26 protein-coding genes and 3 pseudogenes are annotated in these 24,189 nt (G+C 46.8%); 14 read left to right on the top strand and 15 right to left on the bottom strand.

Features of this window, described 5'->3' with window-relative positions; genetic code table 11:
- Window positions 1-69: 69 nt before the first annotated feature.
- Window positions 70-1,377, top strand: a complete 1,308-nt coding sequence (locus AR383_RS00450) for a bifunctional metallophosphatase/5'-nucleotidase (protein WP_055731341.1) — start codon at window positions 70-72, stop codon at window positions 1,375-1,377.
- On the top strand, window positions 1,367-1,750 hold the full coding sequence (locus tag AR383_RS00445) for a 5'-nucleotidase C-terminal domain-containing protein (protein WP_055731340.1): 384 nt from the start codon (window positions 1,367-1,369) through the stop codon (window positions 1,748-1,750). The genes AR383_RS00450 and AR383_RS00445 overlap by 11 nt, the downstream gene beginning before the upstream one ends.
- A 27-nt stretch (window positions 1,751-1,777) precedes the next feature.
- Here the strand turns inward: AR383_RS00445 and AR383_RS00440 are convergent, their stop codons facing one another.
- The gene (locus AR383_RS00440; RefSeq protein WP_055731339.1) at window positions 1,778-2,266 is read right to left on the bottom strand and encodes a 2-thiouracil desulfurase family protein; all 489 of its coding nucleotides are present in this window, start codon (window positions 2,264-2,266) and stop codon (window positions 1,778-1,780) included.
- A 158-nt stretch (window positions 2,267-2,424) separates the two neighbouring features.
- On the opposite strand from AR383_RS00440, the gene AR383_RS00435 reads away from it, so the two are divergent.
- Window positions 2,425-2,913 carry a GNAT family N-acetyltransferase gene (locus AR383_RS00435; RefSeq protein WP_055731338.1) on the top strand — a complete coding sequence of 163 codons (489 nt, stop codon included), beginning with the start codon at window positions 2,425-2,427 and terminating at the stop codon, window positions 2,911-2,913.
- 10 nt (window positions 2,914-2,923) lie between these two features.
- Here the strand turns inward: AR383_RS00435 and AR383_RS00430 are convergent, their stop codons facing one another.
- The 3 genes from AR383_RS00430 to AR383_RS00420 all read right to left on the bottom strand — a co-directional run bounded on the left by AR383_RS00430 (window position 2,924) and on the right by AR383_RS00420 (window position 5,447).
- Window positions 2,924-3,274 carry a putative quinol monooxygenase gene (locus AR383_RS00430; protein ID WP_055731337.1) on the bottom strand — a complete coding sequence of 117 codons (351 nt, stop codon included), beginning with the start codon at window positions 3,272-3,274 and terminating at the stop codon, window positions 2,924-2,926.
- 104 nt (window positions 3,275-3,378) lie between these two features.
- Window positions 3,379-3,882, bottom strand: coding sequence for a hypothetical protein (locus tag AR383_RS00425; RefSeq protein ID WP_055731336.1), 504 nt, complete (start codon window positions 3,880-3,882; stop codon window positions 3,379-3,381).
- Window positions 3,883-4,046: 164 nt separating this feature from the next.
- Window positions 4,047-5,447, bottom strand: coding sequence for a uracil-xanthine permease family protein (locus AR383_RS00420; RefSeq protein WP_055731335.1), 1,401 nt, complete (start codon window positions 5,445-5,447; stop codon window positions 4,047-4,049).
- A gap of 406 nt (window positions 5,448-5,853) precedes the next feature.
- On the opposite strand from AR383_RS00420, the gene AR383_RS00415 reads away from it, so the two are divergent.
- The 9 genes and pseudogenes from AR383_RS00415 to AR383_RS00375 all read left to right on the top strand — a co-directional run bounded on the left by AR383_RS00415 (window position 5,854) and on the right by AR383_RS00375 (window position 16,015).
- A complete protein-coding gene (locus AR383_RS00415) occupies window positions 5,854-6,933 on the top strand; it encodes a BMP family ABC transporter substrate-binding protein (RefSeq protein ID WP_055731334.1) in 1,080 nt (359 codons plus the stop codon).
- Between the two features lie 61 nt (window positions 6,934-6,994).
- A complete protein-coding gene (locus tag AR383_RS00410) occupies window positions 6,995-7,948 on the top strand; it encodes an isopenicillin N synthase family dioxygenase (protein WP_055731333.1) in 954 nt (317 codons plus the stop codon).
- A gap of 68 nt (window positions 7,949-8,016) precedes the next feature.
- Window positions 8,017-9,432 carry a xanthine dehydrogenase small subunit gene (xdhA, locus tag AR383_RS00405; protein ID WP_055731332.1) on the top strand — a complete coding sequence of 472 codons (1,416 nt, stop codon included), beginning with the start codon at window positions 8,017-8,019 and terminating at the stop codon, window positions 9,430-9,432.
- Window positions 9,425-11,789, top strand: a pseudogene (xdhB, locus tag AR383_RS00400) (xanthine dehydrogenase molybdopterin binding subunit). Before xdhA ends, xdhB begins: the two are co-directional and overlap by 8 nt.
- Complete coding sequence (xdhC, locus tag AR383_RS00395) at window positions 11,782-12,675, top strand: xanthine dehydrogenase accessory protein XdhC (RefSeq protein ID WP_055731331.1); 894 nt, start codon at window positions 11,782-11,784, stop codon at window positions 12,673-12,675. The pseudogene xdhB and the gene xdhC overlap by 8 nt, the downstream one beginning before the upstream one ends.
- Window positions 12,668-13,177, top strand: coding sequence for a 2-oxo-4-hydroxy-4-carboxy-5-ureidoimidazoline decarboxylase (gene uraD / locus AR383_RS00390; protein ID WP_055731330.1), 510 nt, complete (start codon window positions 12,668-12,670; stop codon window positions 13,175-13,177). Before xdhC ends, uraD begins: the two co-directional genes overlap by 8 nt.
- A complete protein-coding gene (gene uraH, locus AR383_RS00385; RefSeq protein WP_055731329.1) occupies window positions 13,174-13,500 on the top strand; it encodes a hydroxyisourate hydrolase in 327 nt (108 codons plus the stop codon). Before uraD ends, uraH begins: the two co-directional genes overlap by 4 nt.
- A 1-nt stretch (window position 13,501) precedes the next feature.
- Window positions 13,502-14,824: a guanine deaminase gene (gene guaD / locus AR383_RS00380; RefSeq protein ID WP_055731328.1), complete on the top strand. Its 1,323-nt coding sequence runs from the start codon at window positions 13,502-13,504 to the stop codon at window positions 14,822-14,824.
- Window positions 14,805-16,015, top strand: a pseudogene (locus AR383_RS00375) (urate hydroxylase PuuD). Before guaD ends, AR383_RS00375 begins: the two are co-directional and overlap by 20 nt.
- Before the next feature lie 121 nt (window positions 16,016-16,136).
- Here the strand turns inward: AR383_RS00375 and AR383_RS00370 are convergent.
- From AR383_RS00370 to AR383_RS00325, 11 genes and pseudogenes are all read right to left on the bottom strand, one after another.
- On the bottom strand, window positions 16,137-16,589 hold the full coding sequence (locus tag AR383_RS00370) for a DUF2059 domain-containing protein (protein WP_055731327.1): 453 nt from the start codon (window positions 16,587-16,589) through the stop codon (window positions 16,137-16,139).
- Between the two features lie 24 nt (window positions 16,590-16,613).
- Window positions 16,614-17,084: pseudogene (locus tag AR383_RS00365) on the bottom strand (aspartate/glutamate racemase family protein); the annotation flags it as partial.
- 134 nt (window positions 17,085-17,218) lie between these two features.
- On the bottom strand, window positions 17,219-17,353 hold the full coding sequence (locus AR383_RS22420; protein ID WP_257720930.1) for a hypothetical protein: 135 nt from the start codon (window positions 17,351-17,353) through the stop codon (window positions 17,219-17,221).
- 65 nt (window positions 17,354-17,418) lie between these two features.
- Window positions 17,419-17,790 (bottom strand): VOC family protein, encoded by a 372-nt coding sequence (locus tag AR383_RS00360; protein ID WP_055731325.1) that lies wholly within the window; start codon window positions 17,788-17,790, stop codon window positions 17,419-17,421.
- A gap of 105 nt (window positions 17,791-17,895) precedes the next feature.
- A complete protein-coding gene (locus AR383_RS00355) occupies window positions 17,896-18,147 on the bottom strand; it encodes a hypothetical protein (RefSeq protein ID WP_157051610.1) in 252 nt (83 codons plus the stop codon).
- 41 nt (window positions 18,148-18,188) lie between these two features.
- Window positions 18,189-18,959 carry an avidin/streptavidin family protein gene (locus AR383_RS00350; RefSeq protein WP_055731323.1) on the bottom strand — a complete coding sequence of 257 codons (771 nt, stop codon included), beginning with the start codon at window positions 18,957-18,959 and terminating at the stop codon, window positions 18,189-18,191.
- A 9-nt stretch (window positions 18,960-18,968) separates the two neighbouring features.
- Window positions 18,969-20,129 (bottom strand): pepsin-like aspartic protease, encoded by a 1,161-nt coding sequence (locus AR383_RS00345; RefSeq protein WP_055731322.1) that lies wholly within the window; start codon window positions 20,127-20,129, stop codon window positions 18,969-18,971.
- 82 nt (window positions 20,130-20,211) lie between these two features.
- Window positions 20,212-21,189, bottom strand: coding sequence for a sensor domain-containing diguanylate cyclase (locus AR383_RS00340; RefSeq protein ID WP_055731321.1), 978 nt, complete (start codon window positions 21,187-21,189; stop codon window positions 20,212-20,214).
- A 367-nt stretch (window positions 21,190-21,556) separates the two neighbouring features.
- Complete coding sequence (locus AR383_RS00335) at window positions 21,557-22,000, bottom strand: GNAT family N-acetyltransferase (RefSeq protein WP_055731320.1); 444 nt, start codon at window positions 21,998-22,000, stop codon at window positions 21,557-21,559.
- An 87-nt stretch (window positions 22,001-22,087) separates the two neighbouring features.
- Entirely contained in the window at window positions 22,088-22,480 is a 393-nt protein-coding gene (locus tag AR383_RS00330; RefSeq protein ID WP_055731319.1) for a hypothetical protein, read from the bottom strand.
- Between the two features lie 38 nt (window positions 22,481-22,518).
- Window positions 22,519-22,704, bottom strand: a complete 186-nt coding sequence (locus tag AR383_RS00325; protein WP_055731318.1) for a hypothetical protein — start codon at window positions 22,702-22,704, stop codon at window positions 22,519-22,521.
- 129 nt (window positions 22,705-22,833) lie between these two features.
- Between AR383_RS00325 and AR383_RS00320 the strand changes: the two genes are divergently transcribed.
- On the top strand, window positions 22,834-23,331 hold the full coding sequence (locus tag AR383_RS00320; protein WP_198150196.1) for a GNAT family N-acetyltransferase: 498 nt from the start codon (window positions 22,834-22,836) through the stop codon (window positions 23,329-23,331).
- A 179-nt stretch (window positions 23,332-23,510) separates the two neighbouring features.
- On the top strand, window positions 23,511-24,104 hold the full coding sequence (locus AR383_RS00315; protein ID WP_157051609.1) for a type 2 periplasmic-binding domain-containing protein: 594 nt from the start codon (window positions 23,511-23,513) through the stop codon (window positions 24,102-24,104).
- Window positions 24,105-24,189: the final 85 nt, after the last annotated feature.

Below are 24,189 nucleotides of genomic sequence, written 5' to 3'. Positions count from 1 at the left end.
AAATAAAGGCCTTCTATTTAAGCCAAGCACTAAACTCGTTATCATGCCAGCTCAACAACTGGAGAGCCAATGACTTACCCGCTGTACCTCGCCCACATCAACGATACCCACTCCCATTTTGATGCCTCTTTGCTGCACTTTCATATCCAGCTAGATGGTGAACATTATCAAATAGATGCGCATTGTGGCGGTTACGCACGCTTGGCTAGCGCAATTAAACAACAACGTAAACAAGCCCAACAACAGGGCTGCCCAAGCCTGCTTCTGCACGCAGGGGACAGCTTTCAAGGCAGTTTGTACTTCAGCCAATATAAAGGAAAGGCAAATGCCCGCCTGCTAGAATTAATGGCTCCCGATGCCATGACCATTGGCAATCATGAATTTGATTTAGGTAATGCGCCGATCTCTCAGTTTATTGATCAGGTTAGCTTTCCGGTTCTGGCGGGAAACATGGATTTATCCATGGAAGATCAGCGCAAAACCTTACCGCTCTCCAACCATAACAACCTCTACCCCTATCAAGCCGAGCAGCAACGGGCTAGCTACCTACTAAAAGATCTAGCTGAAGGCGTAAAACTGGCGATTATCGGCATCACCCACGACCAAATGCACAACATTGGTTGTCCCGATCCCGACTGCCAATTCATCGATGCGATTAGCTGCACCCAAGCCACCGTTGAGCATTTACACCAGCAAGACATTAAACACATTATTGTGTTGAGCCACTTGGGTTATCAGGGCGATGTGGCCTTAGCTAAAGCCGTGCCTGGCATAAGTGTCATTGTTGGTGGCCACTCACATACTTTAAGTGGTGAGTTTCGCCACTTAGGCCTTCCCGAAAGTGCAATGGGCCAGCTATGGCAGCAAGGCTGCCTAATTTTACATGCCGGTAAACATGCCGAATCGATAGGCTTATCTCGCTTAGAATTTACCGCTGACGGCAAGGTAGTTAAATTTGAGGGAGGCGTGCAATTTCTGCTGGGTAAACAATGGCATGCTCGACAAAATGACAGCTTAGTTAGCGGCAAAATCAAGGCGCGCATCGCCGAGTATTTAGCCCAAAGTGAAGGCCTGCGATATCAAGCAGAAGATCAACAGATACAAGAGATCATCAGTCAAGATTATCGTCCTGCCATAGACGCCATGCGCCAGCAAGTAATTTGCCAAGTCGCTCGCCCCTTAGCGCATACTCGGCTCCCCACTAAACTACTGCCTCAAGGCAGCGAAATATCCCCTTGGTATGCCAAGGCTTTTATCAAGCCGCTGCGGCCACTCGCCCCACCGATTTTGCCTTGCATAACGCAGGGGGGTAAGGGTATCGCTCAAGGCTGGCCCTCTCACCAAAGCCGATATCTGTGGCCGTTTATTGCCCTTTGAAATCGCCATTGTGAGTTATCAACTTGAAGGGAAATACCTTGCGCCATTAATCGAAGGCGCCATTAACAATGCCACCAACAATGGCGTACAAGGCACCGGCGATGGCAGCTTTCCGTATTTTTACAAGCTGCGTTATCACTATGAGCCAGACGCAAAACAGGGCCAACGCGTAACTCAAATCGAATTACATAGCGATGCGGGCTGGCAGCCGCTAGATCCACAACGCCACTATCGAGGCGTTTCTTCAGCCTACACCCTAGCAGGAAAAGAGGGCTATCACGCCCTACTCAACAGTTACGAGCATCAAGACCTAGGCATGAGTATGAGCGACAGCTTTGTATTGTTTGCCCAACAACAAGCAAGCTTGGGCTAGCAAGACCAAAGGCCATCGCTAAAAACCCTAAGCATTCGCCGCAAGAGCAGCTTTTAACTGCGATATAGAATATTGGTTAAATACTTGAATGCCCGCCTGCTCTAACAAGGCGGCAGTAACGCCAGCCCCTTTCACCTTGTTGCCGCTAAAGCTGCCATCATATATAACAGTGCTACCGCAAGATGGGCTTCCCTCGGCAAGTAAAGCATATTTAATGGCTAGGCTTTGGCAGATTGTTAGTGTTTTTTCAGCACCAAGAATAAAGGGCTGAGTAACATCACTGCCATCATTATTTAATACCTGGGCACGGCCTTGCAGTACATCTATGCCCTGCCCTTGAACGATCTCTGCAGGCGCTCTTGGAGTGGGTAAACCGGCAGACTGTTCTGGGCAAAACACCACCAGCTCACAATGCGTTTCCAACCAATCAAGATCGGCGCGTTGCAAAGATAAACAGCCCGCGTTATATCTCACTTTATTGCCTAATAAACATGAACTTACCAGAATCTTTTGCACTTACTCTCCCTCACCCAATAAACACAGCAATAACAAAACGCCTGATTGTAAACCTTGATTGAAGCAAGCGTCAGCAACAACAGCATAAATGAGGTTTCCACTTACTGTAAATAATTGGTTAAACTGGGCTTTGTTTAAAACAAACAAGGAAAGTGAGAGTGATAAGAGCCATGACCCACGCCGATTTTGCTGCCTTTTGGCCCAGTTTTAAGGCTATCATTCACGCTCAACAGAGTTACGCCTTTGAGCCCGACATGAGCTTAGAGAAGGCCTACCAGCTATGGTGTGAGCTACCGCTGCTCAGCTATGTCTTTGAACAAGATGGTGAAATACTAGGCAGCTATTATCTTAAGGCCAACGCCATGGGCCCAGGTAAACATATTTGTAATTGTGGTTATATGGTCAGCGAAGCAGCGCGTGGCCAAGGCATTGCTCGGAAAATGTGTGAACATTCTCAGATTGAGGCACAAAAGCATGGCTTTACAGCCATGCAATTTAATTCGGTGGTATCTAGCAATCATGCGGCGGTAAGGCTGTGGCACAAGCTGGGGTTCACCACCATTGGCACTATTCCTAAAGGTTACCAGCATCCCCAATTGGGCATGGTCGACTGCTACATCATGTATAAAGCGCTAAGCCTTGCTTAAGCTTTTACATTTAGCCAATCACTGGCGCATCAAAGTCTTCGGCTTCATCACTATATACGCAGACATTGGAGTCTTCTACTAAGCCACTTTCTGCGACACACTGGCTTTGAAAAAAGTCTGTGATTTCTTTACGTTGGCAGTGTGCCTCAAAGCTGGCCTTATCTGCCCAAATTTCTTGAAAAGCGATGGGATAGCCGCTGCCTTGTGCAAAAGGGTTCTCTATCTGTCGAGTCACTCGATATTGCAAACAGCCATCTTCACGCAAGGTATTGGGCTCCAGTGCTTGCAATACTTTAAACAAGTCATTGAGTTTACCCGGCTTAGGTTTGAACATGGCGATACAATAGATTTTTTTAGACATATGGGCCTCTGTTGATGGTGGCGAGCCTTACTCGCCAGCTTCAGTGTTGTGGTCATTCAAACAGGCATAGTACCTGTGAACTAGCGAATTAGCACTGGTTTCACTTAACAGCTAAACTGATTGTTGCTTTGCATGGCGATTAAGCGCTGATATGCCAGCCTTTGTCGGCTCTCGGAGTCCCCTTCACACCAGTTATATTTAAGGCTTTGCCATAAGGGTTCATCGGCTGATAAGCCTAAGGCCTCAATGTAACTGGCTGTCGCCAACACATATTGAGTTTTGTAAGGCAAAATAATACCTCCCTGTATAGCTTGCTGCGCTAAGGCTTCGGCGTAGTTGGCACACCAAGTATTTAATAAACTACCACAAGCTTTGGCATACCAAAATTTGCCACAGTCTTGCTGCTGATTCAGCGGCTGCGAGCAGGCTAATATGCTTTGCGCGTGTTGCCAGTCCTGAAACCCGACTTGGCGCGCAGTATATAATAAGGCGTGTTTAAGTTGAGGGGCTTTGCCCTTACTGAGACTTACTAGGGGAGAATCGGCAGCTTGGCTGCGCTTGAGTAAAATTTTGCTGCGGATTTTTAATTCTTGAATAGCAGATAACATGCTAATGCTCCTAAATAATTAGCTGTTCCCCGCAAAACAACATTTAGAAACACTATTTGTGCTTAACTAATTTGAAATGATAAAGGGTGAGTTCCTCTTGGCGGGCAGGCGCCCCTTTGCACCTGCCTGCCATTGTTACAAAGCCAAAGCGCTTATACAAGCGGTTAATTGGCTGTTTGTTTCGAGTAAGCGTAAGATTCTCGTTCAGCCGCCACCATTGCTTTGTCTTCTGGAAGTAGCAAACTCAAGATAATAGCCACTAAACCGCCCGAAGTCACCGCAGAACCAAATACATTTTGTACCAACTTTGGCGCCTGTTGTAGCAAGTCTGGCACCAAGGTAACACCTAAGCCCACACCAAAAGACACCGCCATAATTAACAGCTTACGGCGGGTAAGCTCTTCGCTAGCAATAATTTTAATACCCGCAGCCGCCACCGTACCAAACATCACCAAGGTGGCACCACCTAGAACAGGTTTAGGGATCTGTTGCAAAACAGCCCCCAGTACCGGGAACAAACCCAATACCACCAAAATCAGCGCAATGTAGTAGCCAATGTAGCGACTGGCCACGCCAGTTAACTGAATTACCCCATTATTTTGGCTAAACGTAGTGTTAGGAAAAGTATTGAACGTGGCGGCCAACAACGAGTTAACCCCATCGCCCAATACGCCATTACTCACCCGTTTAATATAGCCCTCTCCTTTAATTGGCTGCTTCGACACCGAACAGTTAGCCGTAATATCACCGGCCGATTCAATCGCGGTAATAAAGTAAATCAAGGCAATGGGCAAAAATGCCACCCAGTCAAAACTAAAACCATATTTAAAGGGTACCGGTATACTCACCAAAGGCTGAGAGCCGACAGACGAGAAATCGACTTTGCCCATGAACATGGCGATCACCATACCCACTATTAAGCCAATCACAATCGAAGATAGACGCAACCATGGGTTAGCCGAGCGGTTCAACGCAATAATCACCACTAATACGGTAAAGCCCAAGGCTAGATTTTGTAAGCTACCGAAATCAGGGGCCTTAAAGCCTCCCGCTAAATCAGTCATCCCCACTTTGATCAAAGAAATACCGATAATGGTAATCACAATCCCGGTAACCAAGGGAGTGATAATTCTCTTCATCTTGCTCAAGGCTTGCGACAAGAAAATCTCGATAAACGCGCCTAAAAAACACACCCCAAAAATCAACGACAATATTTCTTCTGGTCCGCCTCCTTGGCTTTTGGCTAGAAATCCTGCTGCTAATACCGAGCCTAAAAAGGCAAAACTGGTGCCCTGAACACAAATCATTCCTGCGCCAACGGGACCAATTTTTTTCGCTTGAATAAACGTGCCGACCCCGGACACAATCAAGGCCATGCTGATTAAGTAAGGGATGTGTTCACCTAAACCCAGCACGCCACCAATGATTAATGTAGGCGTAATTACCCCAACAAAACTGGCCAATACATGCTGTAAGCCTGCGAAAAATGCTTTGGCCACCGGCGGCCTATCATCTAGTTGATAAAGTAAATCCGTTGTTCCTGATACTTCTTGCTCGGTGCTCATGTAACACTCCTTGTTAATTAACTCGCGGCACTAAAATCTGACCACTAAGTCAACTAACAACGCAAATTGCTTGCCAACTCCAATCCAAACTTGACTAATCTCGCTAACAGCAGCCATCTTTAATGGCTCAAAATCAACAAGCTATCAACATCTCGCCAACATTGACTATGCTTGGCAAACAATAAAAATAAACGAACAATGCTTAACTTTGGTGCAGTTACTGGTAGATTTGCACCAGTGCGCACCACATTTGCTCATAATGCGTAACAACAATTATGATAAATAAATACAACAAAACTTGTATTGTCGGCCCTGTTTAAGTTAATTCTATTAAACATGACCAAGTGGCCAGCTTTTTGCTAACACTTAACGAGTATTTACAGCTCAAACAGAAATGGAGTTCTTCATGAAATTAAACAAATGGATCGGCGCAGCGGCATTTGCCGTCAGCTGCTTAGTTGCCCCGCTTAGTCAGGCTGCTGACGAGCCGCTTAAAGTTGGCTTCGTTTACGTAGGCCCCATCGGTGACCATGGATGGAGTTACGAGCACGACCAAGGCCGTATCGAAATGGAAAAATACTTTGAAGGCAAAGTAGAAACCACCTTCGTAGAAAACGTGCCTGAAGGTGCGGATGCTGAACGGGTGATTACCCAATTAGCTAAATCGGGTCACGATCTCATCTTTACCACTTCTTTTGGTTTTATGAACCCCACCATCAAGGTGGCCAAACGCTTCCCTAAAGTACATTTTGAACACGCTACCGGTTACAAGCGTGGTAAAAACGTATCTACCTACGTATTACGTACTTATGAAGGCCGCTATGTTTCGGGTGTTGCCGCAGGCATGAGCACCAAAACCAATACCATTGGTTATATTGCCTCTTTCCCCATCCCTGAGGTAATTCGCGATATTAACTCGGTGTATCTAGGTGCTAAAAGCGTCAACCCTGATGTAAAAATCAAAATTGTTTGGGTAAACACTTGGTACGATCCAGGCAAAGAAGCTGACGCAGCCAATGCCTTAATGGATCAGGGCGTAGATATTATTCTGCAACACACCGACAGCCCTGCGCCGCTTATTGCCGCTGAAAAACGTGGTTTAATGGGTATAGGTCAAGCCTCAGACATGAGCCACTTTGCGCCTAAAGCTCACATGTTCTCGGTGCGTGATGTATGGGCTCCTCACTACATTCGTACCATACAAGAAGTCATGGACGGCACTTGGAAGTCAGAAGATTACTGGGGTGGCTTTGCTGAAGACATTCTACAAATCGTGTCGGTTAATCCTGCGCTACCTGAAGATGTGAAAACCGCTATTGCTGAAACCGAAGCAAAAATTAAATCTGGCGAGTTCCACCCCTTCACAGGTCCTTTAAAAGACAACCAAGGCAATCTCGTTATTCCTGAAGGTAAGACCTTAGATGACGAAGAGCTAGCTGGTGTAATGTGGTACGTAGAAGGTATCGACGCCACCATTCCGAAGTAAAGCAGAACAGTAATACCGAATAAATGGCCCGGCTTAGGCTGGGCCAATCTGGAGAGCCTAGATGAGTTTAACCCTTCCCATCATCGATATTAGCCCCTTAGCCAGCGAGGACCGCCAGCAGTGGCAACCCGTTATTAAGGCTATCGATGAAGCCTGCCGCGATACGGGCTTTTTCTACGTAACCGGCCACGGGATCCCTGCCGAACAATTTGCCAAAGTGCAGCAAATGGCAGGAAAATTATTTGCCTTAGATGAGGCAGAAAAACAGAAAATCAGTATTCAGGACTCAGCCAACCATCGCGGCTGGGGCCAAGTTAGTGCCGAACAGCTCGACCCCAACGGCCCTAAAGATTACAAAGAAACCTTTGATATGGCCTTAGACTTAAGCCCTTATCATCCACAAGTTGCACGTTGTCCCGACTTATACGGGCCTAACCAATACCCCAATATCGAAGGTTTTGTACAGTTGGTGCAGCAGCATTACCAACTGAGTCTACAAGTTGGGCTAAATATTCTTAAAGCCATGGCCTTAGCCTTGGGCGAAGCGGAAAATTTTTTCAGCCAGTATTTCACGCATCCAATCAGCGTACTGCGCTTTATTCACTATCCGCCGCAACAAAAAAGCAGCAATGGCGCAGGCGCGCATACCGACTACGGTTGCATTACCCTGCTTTATCAAGACCACATTGGTGGCCTGCAAGTGCGTGGGCGCAACGGCGAATGGTTTGATGCTCCGCCAGTAGCCAACAGCTTCGTGGTGAACATCGGCGACCTAATGCAACGTTGGACCAACGACTGTTATCAGTCAACTGCACATCGCGTAACTAGCCCAACTGAACAAGCGACTCGCTTTTCGATGCCGTTTTTTGTGGAACCCGATTTCGATACGCCCGTGTCTACCCTAGCCTCATGTTTGGCCGAGGGCGAAGCTAGCCCCTACCCGGAAATCACTGCCGGCGACTGGATTTTATCACGTTTTTCTGACACTTACGCTTACCGAAATAAAGGTAATTAAGACTTACCTTTTTTTAAACCAAAAGTTGACCAATTGGACAACTTTTATGAGAAATAACAGGAGTTGTAATGCTACAACTAATGATCAATGACCAGCAGTTCTACATCAGCGACCAAGCCGCCGATACCATGCTGCTTAATTACCTCCGCGAACAACGCGGCCTAGTTGGCACTAAAGAAGGCTGTGCCAGCGGCGATTGTGGCGCCTGTACTGTAGTGATGGTAAGCGCCGACCCACTTTTGGGTTTACGTTACCAACAAATTAACAGCTGTATTACGCCGCTACACGCTCTGCACGGCAAACAAGTGATTACCGTTGAATACCTTAAACAAGGCCAACAATTACACCCAGTTCAACAAGCTATCGTCGATAAACACGGTAGCCAATGTGGCTTCTGTACTCCTGGCTTTGTGATGTCTTTGTATGCCCTGTCTCGCCAAAGCGAAGCACCAGAACACCCAGAAGAGTTTTTAGCCGGTAACCTATGCCGCTGCACCGGCTATGGTCCGCTGATAGAAGTGGCCAGAGACATCGCCCAGCAAGGCCCCACTGTAGACCACATTCAGCAAAAAGAAGCTGAAGTAAAACAGTGGATGGACGAATGTGAAGGTTTAGACGGAGTAAACTATTGGCAGCCAAGCAGCCGAGAAGAATTAGCCAAAGTTCGCGCAGCTCACCCTAAAGCTCGCTGGGTAGCGGGGGCGACAGATCTAGCCTTAGAAGTCACCCAACAATATAAACAAATTGAGCAAATGATCGATCTCAGCGCGGTTGACGAGCTAAAACAAATCACTCGCATCGACGGTGGCTGGCGCATTGGTGCGGCCCTCAATTTAAATGAAGTACACCAGTTTATGCTGCAGCACTACCCCACTACCAACGAGATATTCTCGCGTTTAGGTAGTTTAACCATTCGCCATCGCGCCACCTTGGGCGGCAGTCTAGGTAATGCCTCACCCATTGGTGACATCGCCCCACTGCTGATTAGCCTGAACGGTAAAGTGGAAGTGGATGATGGTAAACACATCGAGCTGCACGCCGCTGAAGACTACATTACCGGTTACCGACAAACTAAACTCAAAGAAAATCAATGGATCAGTGCGGTACATCTACCAGACTTAGCGCCAAGCGCGAAGCACCAAATCTACAAAGTCAGTAAGCGCTACGAAGATGACATTACCACCGTAGTACTGGCACTGAATATCCAGCTAGATGATCAGCAACGGGTGAGTCAGTGTGTCATTGCCGCCGGTGGCGTTGCTGCAAAATCTGTGCGCCTAACAGAACTAGAGCAAGGCTTAGTGGGCAAAGTATTTGACCTGGCAAGCTTGAAGCAAGTGCAAGCCATGGTGCCTCAATACGTGAAACCCATCGATGATGTGCGCGCCAGCGCCGAGTACCGAGTATTGTTAGTGCAAAACCTACTCAAGCGCTTCTATCTCTACTGTCAGCAACTTCCCACAAGGTTAGCCGCCCATGCGTAAATTAACGACCCAACAGCTTCATCAACGCGCCCCAAGCAAGATTATTGGCCAATCTATAGCCCACGAAAGTGCAGCTAAACAAGTGGCCGGGGAAGCCCTGTTTGTGGATGACCGCAACCTCCCCGAAGGCAGCTTACATGCGGCGGTAATCACCAGTCCCATCGCTAAAGGGAGGCTACTGGAGTTAAAACTCGACCAGCTCAAACAACATCCAGACGCAGTCGCGGTATTCACCGCCGATGATATTCCCGGCCATCGCGACATTGGCCCGATCTTCGGCGGAGACCCACTGCTTTGCGAAGGTGAAATTTCCTTCTATGGTCAAGTTTTGGCGGTAGTGGTAGCGCGCAGCCATCGCCAAGCCTGGAAATTGGCCGCTTGGGCTAACCAAGAGCTTGTCACGGTAGAAGCCGAGCAAAATATCGTGTTGACCGCCCAGCAACGTGGCGACCTTAGCGATCCACAAAGCCTAGTTCGCCCCAGCCATATAATGGGCCAGCCGATTAGCCAAGCTCAACTAGAGCAAAGCGAGTTGGTATTAAGCGGCGAGCAACAGGTAGGCGGGCAAGAACACTTCTACCTTGAAGGGCAAGTCAGCCTCGCCGTTCCCAACGAAGATGGCGGAGTACTGCTGTATACCTCTAGTCAACACCCCGGCGAGTTACAAAAACTCATCGCTGAAGTATTAAACATCGCCCTGCATCGGGTTGATGTAGATATGCGCCGCATGGGGGTGGCTTTGGCGGAAAAGAAACCCAAGCCGCGCAGTGGGCTTGTTTAGCCAGTATGGCGGCGATTCACACCGGCAAAGCAGTGAAACTGCGCCTACCGCGCAGCGTGGATATGACCTCGACCGGTAAACGCCATCCCTTTTATAACCGCTATCAGCTAGGCGTGACCAAACAAGGTTTAATCGAAAGCGCTAAGATGGAAGTGAATGGCCTATGTGGTTACTCGCCGGATCTTTCCGATGCGATTGTTGACCGCGCCATGTTCCATGCCGACAACGCTTACAGCTTAAACCAAGCAGAGGTAGTGGGTCATCGGCTTAAAACCGACATGGTGTCGCACACTGCATTTCGCGGTTTTGGCGGCCCACAAGGCATCATGCTAATTGAGCAAGCAATGCAAGACATTGCCGTTGCTAAAGGCTTAGACGCCCTTGATGTACGTTATAAAAACCTCTATCGTGAAGGCCATGCCACCACCCACTACGGCATGCCAGTTGAGCAACATCAAGATTTAAAAAATCTACTACAACAACTGGAAGAAAACGCCAATTACCGCTCTCGTCGAGAGCAAATTAAGCAGCACAACCGCCAAGATCAGTTGATCAAAAAAGGGCTGGCTCTATGTCCGGTTAAATTTGGTATTTCTTTCACCGCTCAGCACCTCAACCAAGCAGGTGCACTAATTCACATTTACACCGATGGCAGCGTACAGCTCAACCATGGTGGAACCGAAATGGGCCAGGGTCTGCACACTAAGGTGCAACAGATTGTGGCGCAAACACTGGGGATCCCTTTTGATTATGTCTTGGTCACAGCCTCTCGTACCGATAAAGTCCCTAACGCCTCGCCTACCGCGGCTTCTTCAGGCACCGACTTAAACGGTATGGCAGCGCACAACGCCGCTAAAGAATTAAAACAACGTTTACTCGACTTTGCCCAAGAGCACTATCAGGTAAGCGCCGAGCAAATCAGCATAGCAGACGGCCACGTACTGATTGGCGAGCAAAGCATCGCTTGGGCAGAATTAATCCAACAGGCTTATTTGGGCCGAGTATCACTGTCGACCACCGGCTTTTATAAAACTCCGAAAATTTGGTATGACCGCGAGCAAGCCGAAGGCCGCCCCTTCTATTATTTTGCCTTAGGCGCTGCCTGCTGTGAGGTGAGCATAGATACCCTTACCGGCGAAATGACCCTTGACCAAGTAGACATTCTGCACGATGTGGGCAGCAGCTTAAATCCAGCCATCGACATCGGCCAGATTGAAGGCGCTTTTATTCAGGGTTTGGGGTGGTTAACTACCGAAGAATTGGTATGGAACGGTGATGGACGCTTACTCAGCCAAAGCCCGGCTAACTATAAAATCCCCAGCATTGGCGACTACCCCAAGCAAATGAACATCACCTTGTTTGACCAAGCCAATCCCGAGCACAGCATTTTCCGCTCAAAAGCGGTGGGTGAACCCCCTTCATGTTAGCTATCGCCGCTTGGTGTGCCATTTATGATGCAGTAAGCTCAATTAGTGAACATCAATTGCCGGCCCAGTTAGATGCACCTGCGACTAACGAACGCATTCTAATGGCTTGCCAACGCCAGTTTGCATATCTGGAGAGCAAACATGAATAATTGGAATCAGCAAATTAAGCCAAACACTTGGCTAGAAGCCTGCGTACAGCTTAATCAGCAACAGCAAGCTTACTGCCTTGCCACCGTCTTAGCCGAAGTGGGCTCGGTGCCGAGGGCCAATGGCGCCAAAATGGTAATTAGCGAAACAGAGCAATTTGATACCCTAGGCGGCGGACAGCTAGAGTTTGAAGTGATTAAACACGCTCGCCAGCAGCTAACAAAAAGCCAGAGCCATAGCCAAATTGAGCGTTTTTCCTTGGCCGCAGATCTCGCCCAATGCTGTGGCGGCGCGGTACAGGTCTTGTTCGAATACTTCTTAGTAGAACAAGCCTCGGTGGTGATTTACGGCGCAGGCCATGTTAGCCATAGCTTGTGTCAAATTCTGTCACAATTGCCGCTGCATGTAACGGTGGTAGATAACCGCCAAGAATGGCTCGACTCCATCGCCAAGCTAGGGGTAAACACGCTTTATCAGCAACAACCCGAGCTCAGCGTGAGCCAGTTAAAAGCCAACAGCCACGTGCTGATTCTTACCCAAGACCATGGCATCGACTTTGCGGTGAGCTTAGCTGCGCTAGAGCGCTCCGATTTAGCCATGGTGGGGGTGATTGGCTCGGCCACCAAAGCCCAGCGCTTTAGATACCGCCTTAAGGAACAACTTAGCGACCCTTCGCTCAGCGAGAAACTGGTTTGCCCACTGGGCTTACCACAAATTAAGGGCAAGTTGCCGATGCAGGTGGCGGTATCGATTAGCGGACAATTACTGGAAAAACTACAACAGCTTACCACCAGCACCGCCGAGCAAAGCGAACAGCATAAGAAACAGCTATGGCAGGCCAGCAACCAGCTACGCCAACAACTAGAGATGGGAGAGAGCCATGACTAATCCTAAGCTTGATAACTTAAACGCGCTCTCTCAACAACAATATCTGGAGCAACTGCAGCATATTTGTAGTAGCCAGCGCTGGCAGCAGCTTATGTTAAAGCAGCGCCCTATTCGCTCGATGCAGCAGTTTAAACAAGTGGCCGAAGACGCGTTCAAGCAGCTTAACGAAGCAGACTGGTTAGAAGCCTTTGCTGGCCATCCAATGATTGGTGACATGAGCAGCTTGCAAAAAAAATACAGCCAAGCCAAACACTTAAGCCAAGCTGAGCAAGCCCAAGTGGCCGAGGCCCAGCAAGATACCCTGCAACAACTACTAGATTTAAACCACGCCTACCTAGAGCGCTATGGTTTTATTTTCATCATCTGCGCAAGCGGCAAACCCGCTGAAGTGATTTTACAAGCGCTACAACAACGCTACGGACAAAGCCGTGAACAAGAATTAAGCACTGCCGCTGAACAACAGCAGCAAATCAGCTTTTTAAGAATGGAGAATCTATTTTGAGCACACTTAGCTGTCATGTTTTAGATACCAGTCAGGGACAACCTGCCACTGGTATTCCTGTTGAACTATACCGTTTTGGCGAAACTACCCTTTTAGCCAAAGGCGTGACTAACGCCGATGGGCGCTGCCGCTTCGACGAACTAGAGCTCGCGCCCGACTGCTATTGCTTACGCTTTCTTGTGGAAGAGTATTGCCAAAGCCAATTTAAACAGGTGTTTTTCCCCTTAGCCGACGTGGTATTTAATAGCCAGGCCGAACAAGCCCACTACCATATTCCGCTGCTACTAAGCGGCTACAGCTATTCTACGTACCGAGGCAGTTAATATGAGTCACCAACTGCATCGAGGCAGTATTTTACACTTTCCTCGCAGCACCCTTAACCCTGGCGAGCACTATCAATATTGGGAAGATGGTGTATTAGTGGTCAGTCAGGGAAAGATTGAGTTTCTAGGGGCAGCTACCGAGTTTTTTGCCGCTCAGCCTGATGCCGCTCAACTGCCAATTGAGCAACATCAAGGGCTGATTATTCCCGGCCTTATTGACAGCCACGTGCACTACCCGCAGGTGGAGATTATCGCCAGCTATGGCAAGCAACTATTAGATTGGCTAAATACTTATACTTTTCCAGCCGAGCGACAATTTGCTAACGCCGCTTACGCGAGTGCTCAGGCGGTGTTTTTTCTAAAGCAGTTATTCGCTCACGGGACCACCACCGCCAGTGTATTTGCCACGGTGCATCCACAATCAGTGAACAGCTTCTTTGAAGCCGCCGAGCGCTACAATGCTCGCATGATCTGCGGCAAAATATTGATGGATAGGCACTGCCCAGACTTTTTACAAGACACGCCAGAGCAAGGCTATCGCGACAGCAAGCAATTGATCGAGCAATGGCACAAACAAGGCCGTGCCTTATATGCGATTACACCGCGCTTTGCCCCCACCAGCAGTGAGGCACAATTAGCCAAGGCGGGGCAACTGGCCAGTGAACATCCCGATACCTTTATTCAAACTCACCTTTCGGAAAATACCAATGAAGTGCAATGGATTAACGAGCTATTTCCCGACCATTCCGATTACTTAGCGGTGTATGAAGCACATGGTTTGGTGCGTGAACGGGCCCTATTTGGCCACGGTATTCACTTAACCGACCGCGAATATATCGGTTTAGCCCAAGCAGGCGCCACCATTAGCTTCTGCCCTTCCTCTAACCTCTTCCTCGGCAGTGGCCTGTTCAACTATCAACGCGCGCTAGCCGAAGGAGTATCGGTGGCACTAGCTAGCGACGTAGGCGGCGGCACCAGCTTAAGTATGTTTGCCAACCAAGCCGACGCCTACAAGGTATGCCAATTACAACAAACCAGCTTAAGCCCCTTCGAGTCACTGTATTTATGTACTCAGGGCGCCGCACAAAGCATGGGCTTGGCAGACAAGGTAGGCAATTTGAACGTAGGGACAGAAGCCGACTTTGTGGTATTGAACCTCAATGCCACGCCGATGCTAAGCCAGCGAGTGCAGCACAGTAGAAACCTCAGTGACACCTTATTTGCGTTAACAACGCTGGGCGATGACCGTTTAATCGCCAAAACCTATATAGCCGGACAACAAGTTTACCAACAAGGACAGTACGATGTGGCCACAGATATATGAATGGTTAGCCTTATTTATTAAATGGTTTCATGTAATTGCAGGCGTAGCCTGGATCGGAGCCAGTTTTTATTTCGTTTGGCTAGATAACAACTTAGACACCCCTCCCGAGTGGAAAAAGAAAAAAGGCATCAAGGGCGACCTATGGGCCGTGCACGGTGGTGGCTTCTATGAAGTAGCCAAATATAAAGTAGGCCCAGAAGCCATGCCGGAAAAACTGCATTGGTTTAAATGGGAAGCCTATAGCACCTGGCTTAGCGGCACCCTGCTGCTATTTTGGATTTACTACCTACGCGCCGACGCCTACTTAATTGACCCTCAAGTAATGGAGCTTAGCACCTTGCAAGCCGTTGCTTTGGGCGCAGGAGGCATCGCCCTAGGCTGGTTAATTTATGAAGGACTGATGCATTCCCCCTTAGCCAACAAACCGCTAGCCTTAAGCATTTGCTTGGTGATTATTGGCGCGCTGTTCTGTTTTGGCTTTAGCCAATTGTTTAGTGGCCGCGGCGCCTTTATTCACGTAGGCGCTTTAATTGGTACCATTATGGTGTCTAACGTTTGGCTTAAAATTATTCCCGGACAGAAAAAAATGGTAGCCCAAGTAGCCGCCGGTGAAGCTGTTGACCCAGCGCCAGGTTTAGAAGCTAAACGCCGCTCAGTACACAACAACTACCTTACCCTACCGGTTATCTTTTTGATGATCAGTAACCACTATCCGATGATTTACCAACACAGCCATAGTTGGATTATTCTGTGTGCCATTATTGGTTTAAGTGCTTGGATCCGCCATTTCTTCAACTTAAAACACCAAGGCATTCATAAGCCGGTGATTATTGTTAGCGGCGCTATAGGTATGTTGCTATTAGCCCTACTGGTAAGCTGGACTAAGGTTCATAGCAATGCTGCAGTTAGTCCACAGTTGCTATTGATACTGGGCTAAGTCCTCAGCACCAGCAAGTAATGGACATAGTACAGCAGCGCTGCAGCAGTTGTCATAGTCGAACCCCGCATGATGACATCTTCACCGCCGCCCCGGCAGGGGTGATGCTAGATACTTGGCAAGATGTAGAGCGCTGGCAGGAACGTATCATTGCCCGAGCCGTCGTTTCTCAAGATATGCCTTTCTTGAATAAAACCCAGATGACCGAGCCAGAGCGCCAGCAACTGCAACAGCTACTGAGCAGCTCCGAGTAAGTCTTTGCTAGAAACTAAAAAGCTTAAAGCCGCCCTATGAAGGCGGCTTTTTTGTTCCAGTTTGTAGCGAAACAACAAGTGAAGTACTTAATAGCAGCGCCTAAGAAAAGAGAGCTATTAACTAGGGATTGTTGGCCTTACTCTGCTGTTGGTACTTAAGCAATACCTGCCTTGCTATCTCTTGCCCCCACTGCTGTCCTAGCGCTACAGACTCCTGCATGATTTGCGGCTGTACCCTGATTAGCTTTTGCCCCGCGTCGGTTTGATAAAAGCGGTTTATTGCTTGCACGTCGGCCTCGTTTAAATACTTCTGATATATCGGAATGACTCGATTTTCCATTTCGTCGGCATCAACTTCGTCCAGAACGTCGCTCCAGAACGATTCAGGCGCATCTGGCACCATTCGTTTCAACGCTGGCAAAAGCTGTTGCATCATTTGCATGCCCATTTGCCCCGAGCCACTAAGCTGCATCAAGGCCTTAATACTTTCTGGACGTGCTGGCTCAGCATGAATCACCGCAGACTGAACAAATAAGGTCGAGGCCAAGGCAGCCATTGACAAAAACAGTTTCATAAAATCATCCTCTCTTAAAAATCACTACGTACTTAATCGCGAACAACTCGCCAGCAGCCAAGCTGACGAAATGCACAAGCCCGACGATTTAGCCGCTTGAATGACCGCACCACCTAAAATGGTAGTAGAGTCTAATATCGCTAATGCGCTCAACTGCGCATTAATGATCAACGGTAGTTCGGTACAGCCCAAAATTACCGCGTTAGCTCCTGCCTGCTGATATTTGTTAATCAAGAGCTTCATGGTGTCCTTTGCTTGCTCAGTCACAACACCGGAAATCAATTCATTCACTATCGTACTGTGCACAAAGGCCTGCTCGGACTGATTGGAAAGTAACAGTTCAGCATCGACATTCGCAAAAGCATTGGGATTAAGTGAACGATTAAAGGCAAAGGACGTGCCCAATAGCAAGATCTTAGAATAGCCCTTGGCTTCAGCAACCGCGGCCACGGCATCAGCAATGTTAAGCCAAGGAATAGAAATGCGCTGACAAACCTGCTGATATACTTCTGGGGGCTGTTAGAAGGGCAAATCACTAAGTCTGCGCCAATAGCTTGCAACTTGTAGATCGGTTTAACCAATAGCTCCTCCCACTTTTTCAAACGATCATCGCCATAATTCATGTGTTCTTAAAGTAAAAAGCCATGAATGGTAATTTCCGGATGGGTATAACGACCAAATACTTGCTCTAAAGCAGAACAGATATATTTATCGGTAAGCGCAGCACCTTCAGCCGTAACAGCAGCTATGCCTATATGTTTCAATTCTCTCTCCTCTTAACATTTCACGCCTAGCCAATAATGCTCAGCAAACTCAGCCTTAGCTACTTTTAACGCAGCAGTTTCTCAGCAATTCGCCACAACACCCCGCTGGGATCAGTGATACAAAACTCAAGCATTCCCCATGGTTGTTCCACTAATTCCGTCACCTGAACGGAAAACTCTTCAGCAAGATTGGCGTCCACGATGTGCTGATACCACGCTTGCGCGCTTTCCACTAACAGGTGCATCATAAAATTATTGCAATGCTGAGGCTGATAAAAGTCTTGCAGCAAAAACGCACAGGAGCCGGATTTAAAATAAGCCACTCCCTCAAACTCGGAAGCCATCTCAAAACCAAGCCTTTGATAAAAAGACTTAGACAAAGCGAAATCTTTAGCTGGAACAAAGGATTTAATTTCAACTGTGTTTAGATTATTCATCAATATTTTGCCTTACGCTCTTAGCGAGTGAGTCACTACAGCTGATTTCCCCCAGTTGGATAAGCTAAGTACTGAATTAATAAGTTAAGTGCCGCATCAGGCTCATTATTCAAACAGCTTTTCTATACCTTTATCAAAAGTCCCGCGGTACAGTGCCTGCTCTAGGTCGTTGTAAATAAAATACACATCCGAGAAGGAGGTAGGAAGGGCATTAGATTTCGCCACCCGCTTTTTTAATAAGGCCATAGCCTGCTCCAGCGAAACAAATTCATCGATAAAATAGTCGCTATAATCGTATTGATCATAACCCATTACTCGGTACTTTCCGTGACTAGCCTTACGGCTAAATGTATCCACTGCTTACTACTTTCCACTCAATGTATGACTTAAACCACCTGTTAAGAGGCTTGTTTAACCAGCAATTGCGCAGCAATCCTTGCTTGCATAAAACTAGTATCTGCTGGGGTAGACTGCGAAATCCATTGATAAATAGTCAGCTCGGTTTGTTGCTGTTCAAGCGCACCACAAATTGACATGGTTTGTTGGCTTTTAGGGTCAATGCCGGTGAAGGAAAAACTTTGCGCCAAGGCTGAGCCAGCATAGACGTCGATAAATCCAAGCAATTGCAGCGTCTTTTCCTGCTGGCTTAAACTGGCTTTAGCCAAGCCCGTTAGCATATTCACTGCTTGTATTGTGAGCTGGCTCGTTTGGTTTGCCCAAGTCCCCACTAAGGGCTGGGCTTGAGCAGCCTTCGGCTCAGTGCTTGCGAACAGCTTTGGAATGTCAAGCTCTGACGACTCGCTCTGCTTAGTGAATACCAGCTCATCCACATAGTTACCTTTTGAGAATTGTTCAAAAGGTACCGATACCACGATGGTATTTGACAAAGTCATTTGTCCATCAGCCAACAACTGGCCACACATTGAGCCAGCCCAATGCCAACTATCATCGGCTTTATCACCTTGAATACTTCGCCAAAAAATTGAAAAAGCTAAATTCTTCCCTGCCGCTTTAGTCGGTGCGTTGCTTGAACAATTTCCCACTAATAAATACACGCCAGTTGAGCCAGTATGCGAACGGTAGGTGCCGTATATCTGCTGATCCACCAGCGACAACTGCATGCTTGAACCATAACTATTATTCCAAGTGCCATTAATCACATCACTCATTTTTGCCCCTTAACGATTAAAAATGTCTGCAGGTGCTGACTGCTGATTAGAAAGTATCTTAGGTCCATCCGGTTTATTAAATATCCATATGCCAAGGGGAGATAGATTTTGCTGCTCATCTACCTGATACTCATAAACCGTATAGAGATGATCCATCAACACCGAGCCCACCAGTAAAATACCTTCAGCTCCCTCAAGAGCGTTAAATTGTGCCAGTGTTTCACCGGCATCTTGGCCCGCTTCTATCTCACACAAATACAGCTCGCTGGGTATGCTCAGCTCGGTGTAGGGCTGTCCCTGCTCATCGTGCAGCGTAATCACCACCGTTTTATGGCTCTGCTGGGTAAGCTTAAACAGGCTACTCAACACTGCATAGTCACCTTTAAATTGCGAAGAGCCACTGTCTAAAGCGAAAAATAGCTTGCTTCCAACAGCAGCTTCCCCTTTTAGCCCGATACTGGCATTGGCTGTTGTCCACAGGTAACTTGCCTCCGGCTGATAGCATGCCCATGGTAAAAACACGTACTCTAATGATCTGGAATAGGACTGTTCCAATACCCCAAAACCAACATAGGCTCTATCTTTCTCAGTAACAAAAGACATATAGGGTTTATCTTGGCTAACAAGACCGGCTTGAATCAGTTGTAGAAAGAAGTCAAACTCTTCACCAGTTGTTGCTTGTTGTTGGTAGCAGCGCAAAGAGGTGTTTTGTGAAGCTGAGCCCGAGCTGTCGGTTTGGCTACTACCCAGACCTATCCCACCGTCCCAATCCAACTCGGCAAATTCGCTCGAGTCATAACGGCTAGACAACAAAATGCCACTTCTTAAAGCAAGTCCGTTTGCCTCATCAATAGTTAGCACATCAGACCCTAAAGCGGCCTGCATATCGCCCCAAGGACCAAATGATACTTTGCGTGTAGTTTGGCTAATCCATTCAAAGCTGTTTGATGCATCTATTTGGAATTGATGCCCAGCGTAGTGCTGACATTCGCCTTCGCCACACAAAGAAGAAGTCAGCCAATTGAAGTTGCTACCGGTATCAAAACAAAAATAAAGCTGTTGCGCTGGTGAACCCACACCCAGTATGCAATACCAAGGCGTCGCTCCATTATTTTGAAAAGGACCTCGACTCATTTCTATAACCAGCCCAGGCGCATCGTTCCGTGACATCTTATCATCCTAGTTTCACTTAGTGATAAACCCAAAAATATCACTAAAACTTTTGTAAAACTAGCAACTTAACTTACATAAACTACTTTAAATTGGGTTTAGGTGTAAGCCAGTCATATTTAGAATTTTCTGAATCAGCTCTCTCAACTTCTGCACTATATCGAATGGTTTGATTACGCCCGTGGGCTTTCGAATAGTACATGGCCATGTCTGCGCGACTTAAAATATTACGAGAATGGGTATCCTCAGGCAGTACAGTGGTAATACCTAGACTCACCGTGACATGAACATCATATTTATCAAAGGAACAGGCTTGTTGTTGAATTTTTCTGCGGATTTTTTCGCCCACGCGCCAAGCGCTATCTATGTCAGAATCTCTTAAAATAATAAGAAATTCCTCACCACCGAATCGACCAATACTGTCACTGCTGCGCAATTCACTTTTAGCAATTTTAGCGACATGTTTAATGACTTCATCGCCTATGGGATGGCCTAAGGTATCGTTGACCCTTTTAAAATTGTCGATATCAAACATCATCAAAGAAAAGGGCCGTTCAAACTGATGATATTCATTAATGGCTGCTTTAAGGGACAGAGAAATAGTTCGACGATTGGGTACTTGAGTGAGTTCATCAATCTCGGAGAGTGTTTTCAACTTTTGTTCAAGCACATGCTGTTGAGTAACATTTTTTGCCACCCAAAGTACCGTGCGCTGATTTTTATAAAACATTGGCAGAGGTTTGATGATACCTTCAAACCAAATTTCCTGAGGATGAGGGATGTCAGCGGGTAAATCAATCATCTCTTCTTCAGCAAATTTATACTTTACTTTTTGAGTGGCATTTTCGGCTAAAGCTTGAGAAATAAAAGACAAAAACATCTCAGCCATATCTACTGGGGCAATATCGTGCAGCGTCTTACCAATAAATGGCTTGCAATCAAAGCCTGTTGCATTTTCATCCCCCCCAAAAACATCAACATATATGCCGGTTTCCGAGAAAACGAAAATATGGTCTGGCAGCGCATCTAATATCGTGTAATAGCTACTATTTTCGTCCATGATTATCGTCTCTACACTTCATTCAGGCTTCATATTCCGTTCTACCTGTATCAAATTCTTCCTGCTCGTAACTATTACTAGTCAAAATCCAAACATACCGTTTTTTCAAGCATAACAAAACGTAAATTATATTTATTAATCAATAAAATATGTATAAATGTCTTAAGCATAAGCTAAATTGCTGAACCCATCTTACCAAGAAACAATTAGGGCATACCAGCGAGGCTAGTCACAATGACTCAATGTAGGAAATCTAAAGAAGTAATACAAGCGTGCAGCCCACCGACTACTTGGGATTGCTAAGGCTATGAGGGTTTAACTTTAGGGCTACCATTAACCGCTACACATCCGCCATTCCACTACCAACTCATGTGCCCGAGCCGAGTTTTTTTGCGTAGCTATGCGAGGTTTTCTCTAGCTGATAACCCACCGACGGGTAGAACAAATGCGATTCGACTCGGGCAGCGTTAGACTTTACCTCCATACGCGCTAAACCCTGCTGTTTAGCCCATTGTTCCGCGGCGGCCACTAAACCTTGAGCAATACCACTACGGCGATAGTCTGAGCCCACCACCAGCCCCGTAATCTCAGCTCGATGGCCAGCTTCTAAAGATAAACGATGCTCTACCACTAACCAGCCAGCTAGATCTTGTTTGATGAGCGCGACAAACACACCATGACGCTCCGACTGCTCTAATTCAATCAGCCACTGCTTGGTTTCCTCACGACTTACCGCGTAAGACAATTGTCCGGTTAAGCGGGCTATAGCATCAGCAAACTCTGTCTTAGCTTTTACTATTTTATACTGCATGACTGTTCCACTGCTCTTTTACTTAGTTAGGCTTATGCCCAGTGCCAAGCAAGTTTAAGCAGCGCTTGGCGCCAGTAAAGTGATCGTTTAATGACACAATAGGCTAAGCTGAAAACCAGCCACCTGCATAGTAGCAATATTAGACGAGCGTTCTAGACTTAGCAGTGCATCTTGTTGGTCAACTTTAAACGGGCTATTCCAATCAAGCTTGTTTCCTTGAATAACCAAATAAGGAGCCTGCGCCAACACTTGGCCTTGCCCTTGCCAGCACCCCGTATACAAGCAAATTTCTAGCTCACCTTCACTACTCAATAACACTGACGCAGGCGTAAAATCATCCTGTTGGTATACTGCGCAACCCAGCTCAGAACAACGCGCCTCATAGTCATTATGGCAAACCCATAGTTCTGCGCTTACAGCACTCATTAGGCTCAAGCCCAACAATAGGCTTGAGCCTTGGGATAAATTGGGTCTTAACATTCAACACCTTCTGTTCAACATTGGCGAATATGGCAAGTTTAAAATCGCCCCATACCATGGAAAAAGCCACCAAATATCATGCTAACCAAGCCGAAAATAACGCTAATAATCAGTAGTGCCGGAATAGAGGCCACGGCAAATTTAACCATTAAAACCACCATCGACATAAACGGAATTTTGACGTCCACCACTGTTACTTCTGATTTGTTCATTTCATCGGACATAGCCGCTTCCTTTTGCTAAAAATAAACCCATAGTTTACGTTGTAAGCACTAAGCATTCTTTGATATTTATGGCCTTATCAAAATTGTTGGTATTAAATAAAAAACATTTAAACATTAAGGATGAGCTGTGTGAGCCCGCAACTTTACCTACGAAAACCCGAGCGTTGTGATCTAGAAGAACTAAGCGAATGTTATGAAAAGAGTGAAATTTTCCTTCGACCTTGGAGCTATCCACCGAGCAATGTAAGAGCCTATTTAGAAGAGCCCAACCGCTATTTACTGTGTTTGGCTGAGCATGGTGAAATTGTTGGCACCTTCAATATATCAAACATTATTCGCGGTTTTTTCCAATCAGCTTATCTTAGCTACGAAGTTTTTGTGCCTCATCAAGCTCAAGGCTATATGAGAGTTGGCATGCGTTTATTATTAAAAGAAGCCTTTGATGAATTGAACTTACATCGCCTTGAGGCAAATATTCAACCTAGCAACAAGACATCTATAGCATTAGTGGCCAAGGCTGGATTTGTAAAAGAGGGGTTATCTAAAAACTACTTAAATATTGGCGGAAAGGGTTGGAAAGACCATGAACGTTGGGCAATAATTAACCCACGCTGGCGAGGACGTTAGTTCGTTTAGGCGTAAATCTTATAAGAAGAGACTTAACCCCCACGGCTTATACTTAGTGCCTAACCTCCTAGCTACAGTTAAATCGTAGCGCAACAACAGATTGATAAGGAATATTGTTGAGGATCTGGATTTTTTGCTTATGGCTCGCCTTCCCTTGCAGCTTATTTGCCAACCCAATAATGCAAATCGCAACAGTGCGTGAAGCAGACATTCCCCATGCTACCATCACACAAATAATACAAACCTATAAGCAACTTGGCTTTACCGCCCAGCTTCAATACATGCCGGCCCTACGAGCGTTAAAACAAGCCAAGCATAGTCAAGAATTTGATGCAGTTTTGCTACGCGAACCCACCGCTGAAAGCTATTTAACTGAGTATATAAAGATTGATATACCGCTTCGGCGCTTACTACACGTTGCTTATGCCACCCGTCCCCATATGGCGGTTAGTGATTGGCAAAGCCTTAATCACTATCGTATCGCGATTGTGCGCGGCTTCTTATCGATTAATCAGGCCCTAGCCGATCACCAAAAACTTGAAATAGTAAACAGCGTTCATCAGGCCATAAGAATGTTGGAAACGGGGCGTGTTGACTTAGCCATTCTCCCCGATATTTTTGGTAGCTACGAAATTGAACATCATGGTCATTCTCGTGTAAAACCGGTGGCAGTATTAGGCCAAACCTACTTGTACCACTTTATCCATAATAAACATCGCGAGCTCGTTCCGGCGCTAACTCAGGCCTTTGCCCAGCTAGAACAAGTAGAATAAGCCCTGTCGATGGAGTCGAGAGAATGCTAAAATCCGCCTTCTTGCCGCAATAAACTCGATAAAACAAAGATTTATACACCAACGT

The sequence above is a fragment of the Agarivorans gilvus genome (assembly GCF_001420915.1).
Classification (GTDB): Bacteria; Pseudomonadota; Gammaproteobacteria; order Enterobacterales; family Celerinatantimonadaceae; genus Agarivorans; species Agarivorans gilvus.
Note: the sequence above shows the minus strand (reverse complement) of the source record. Positions and strands in the feature narration are given on the sequence as shown.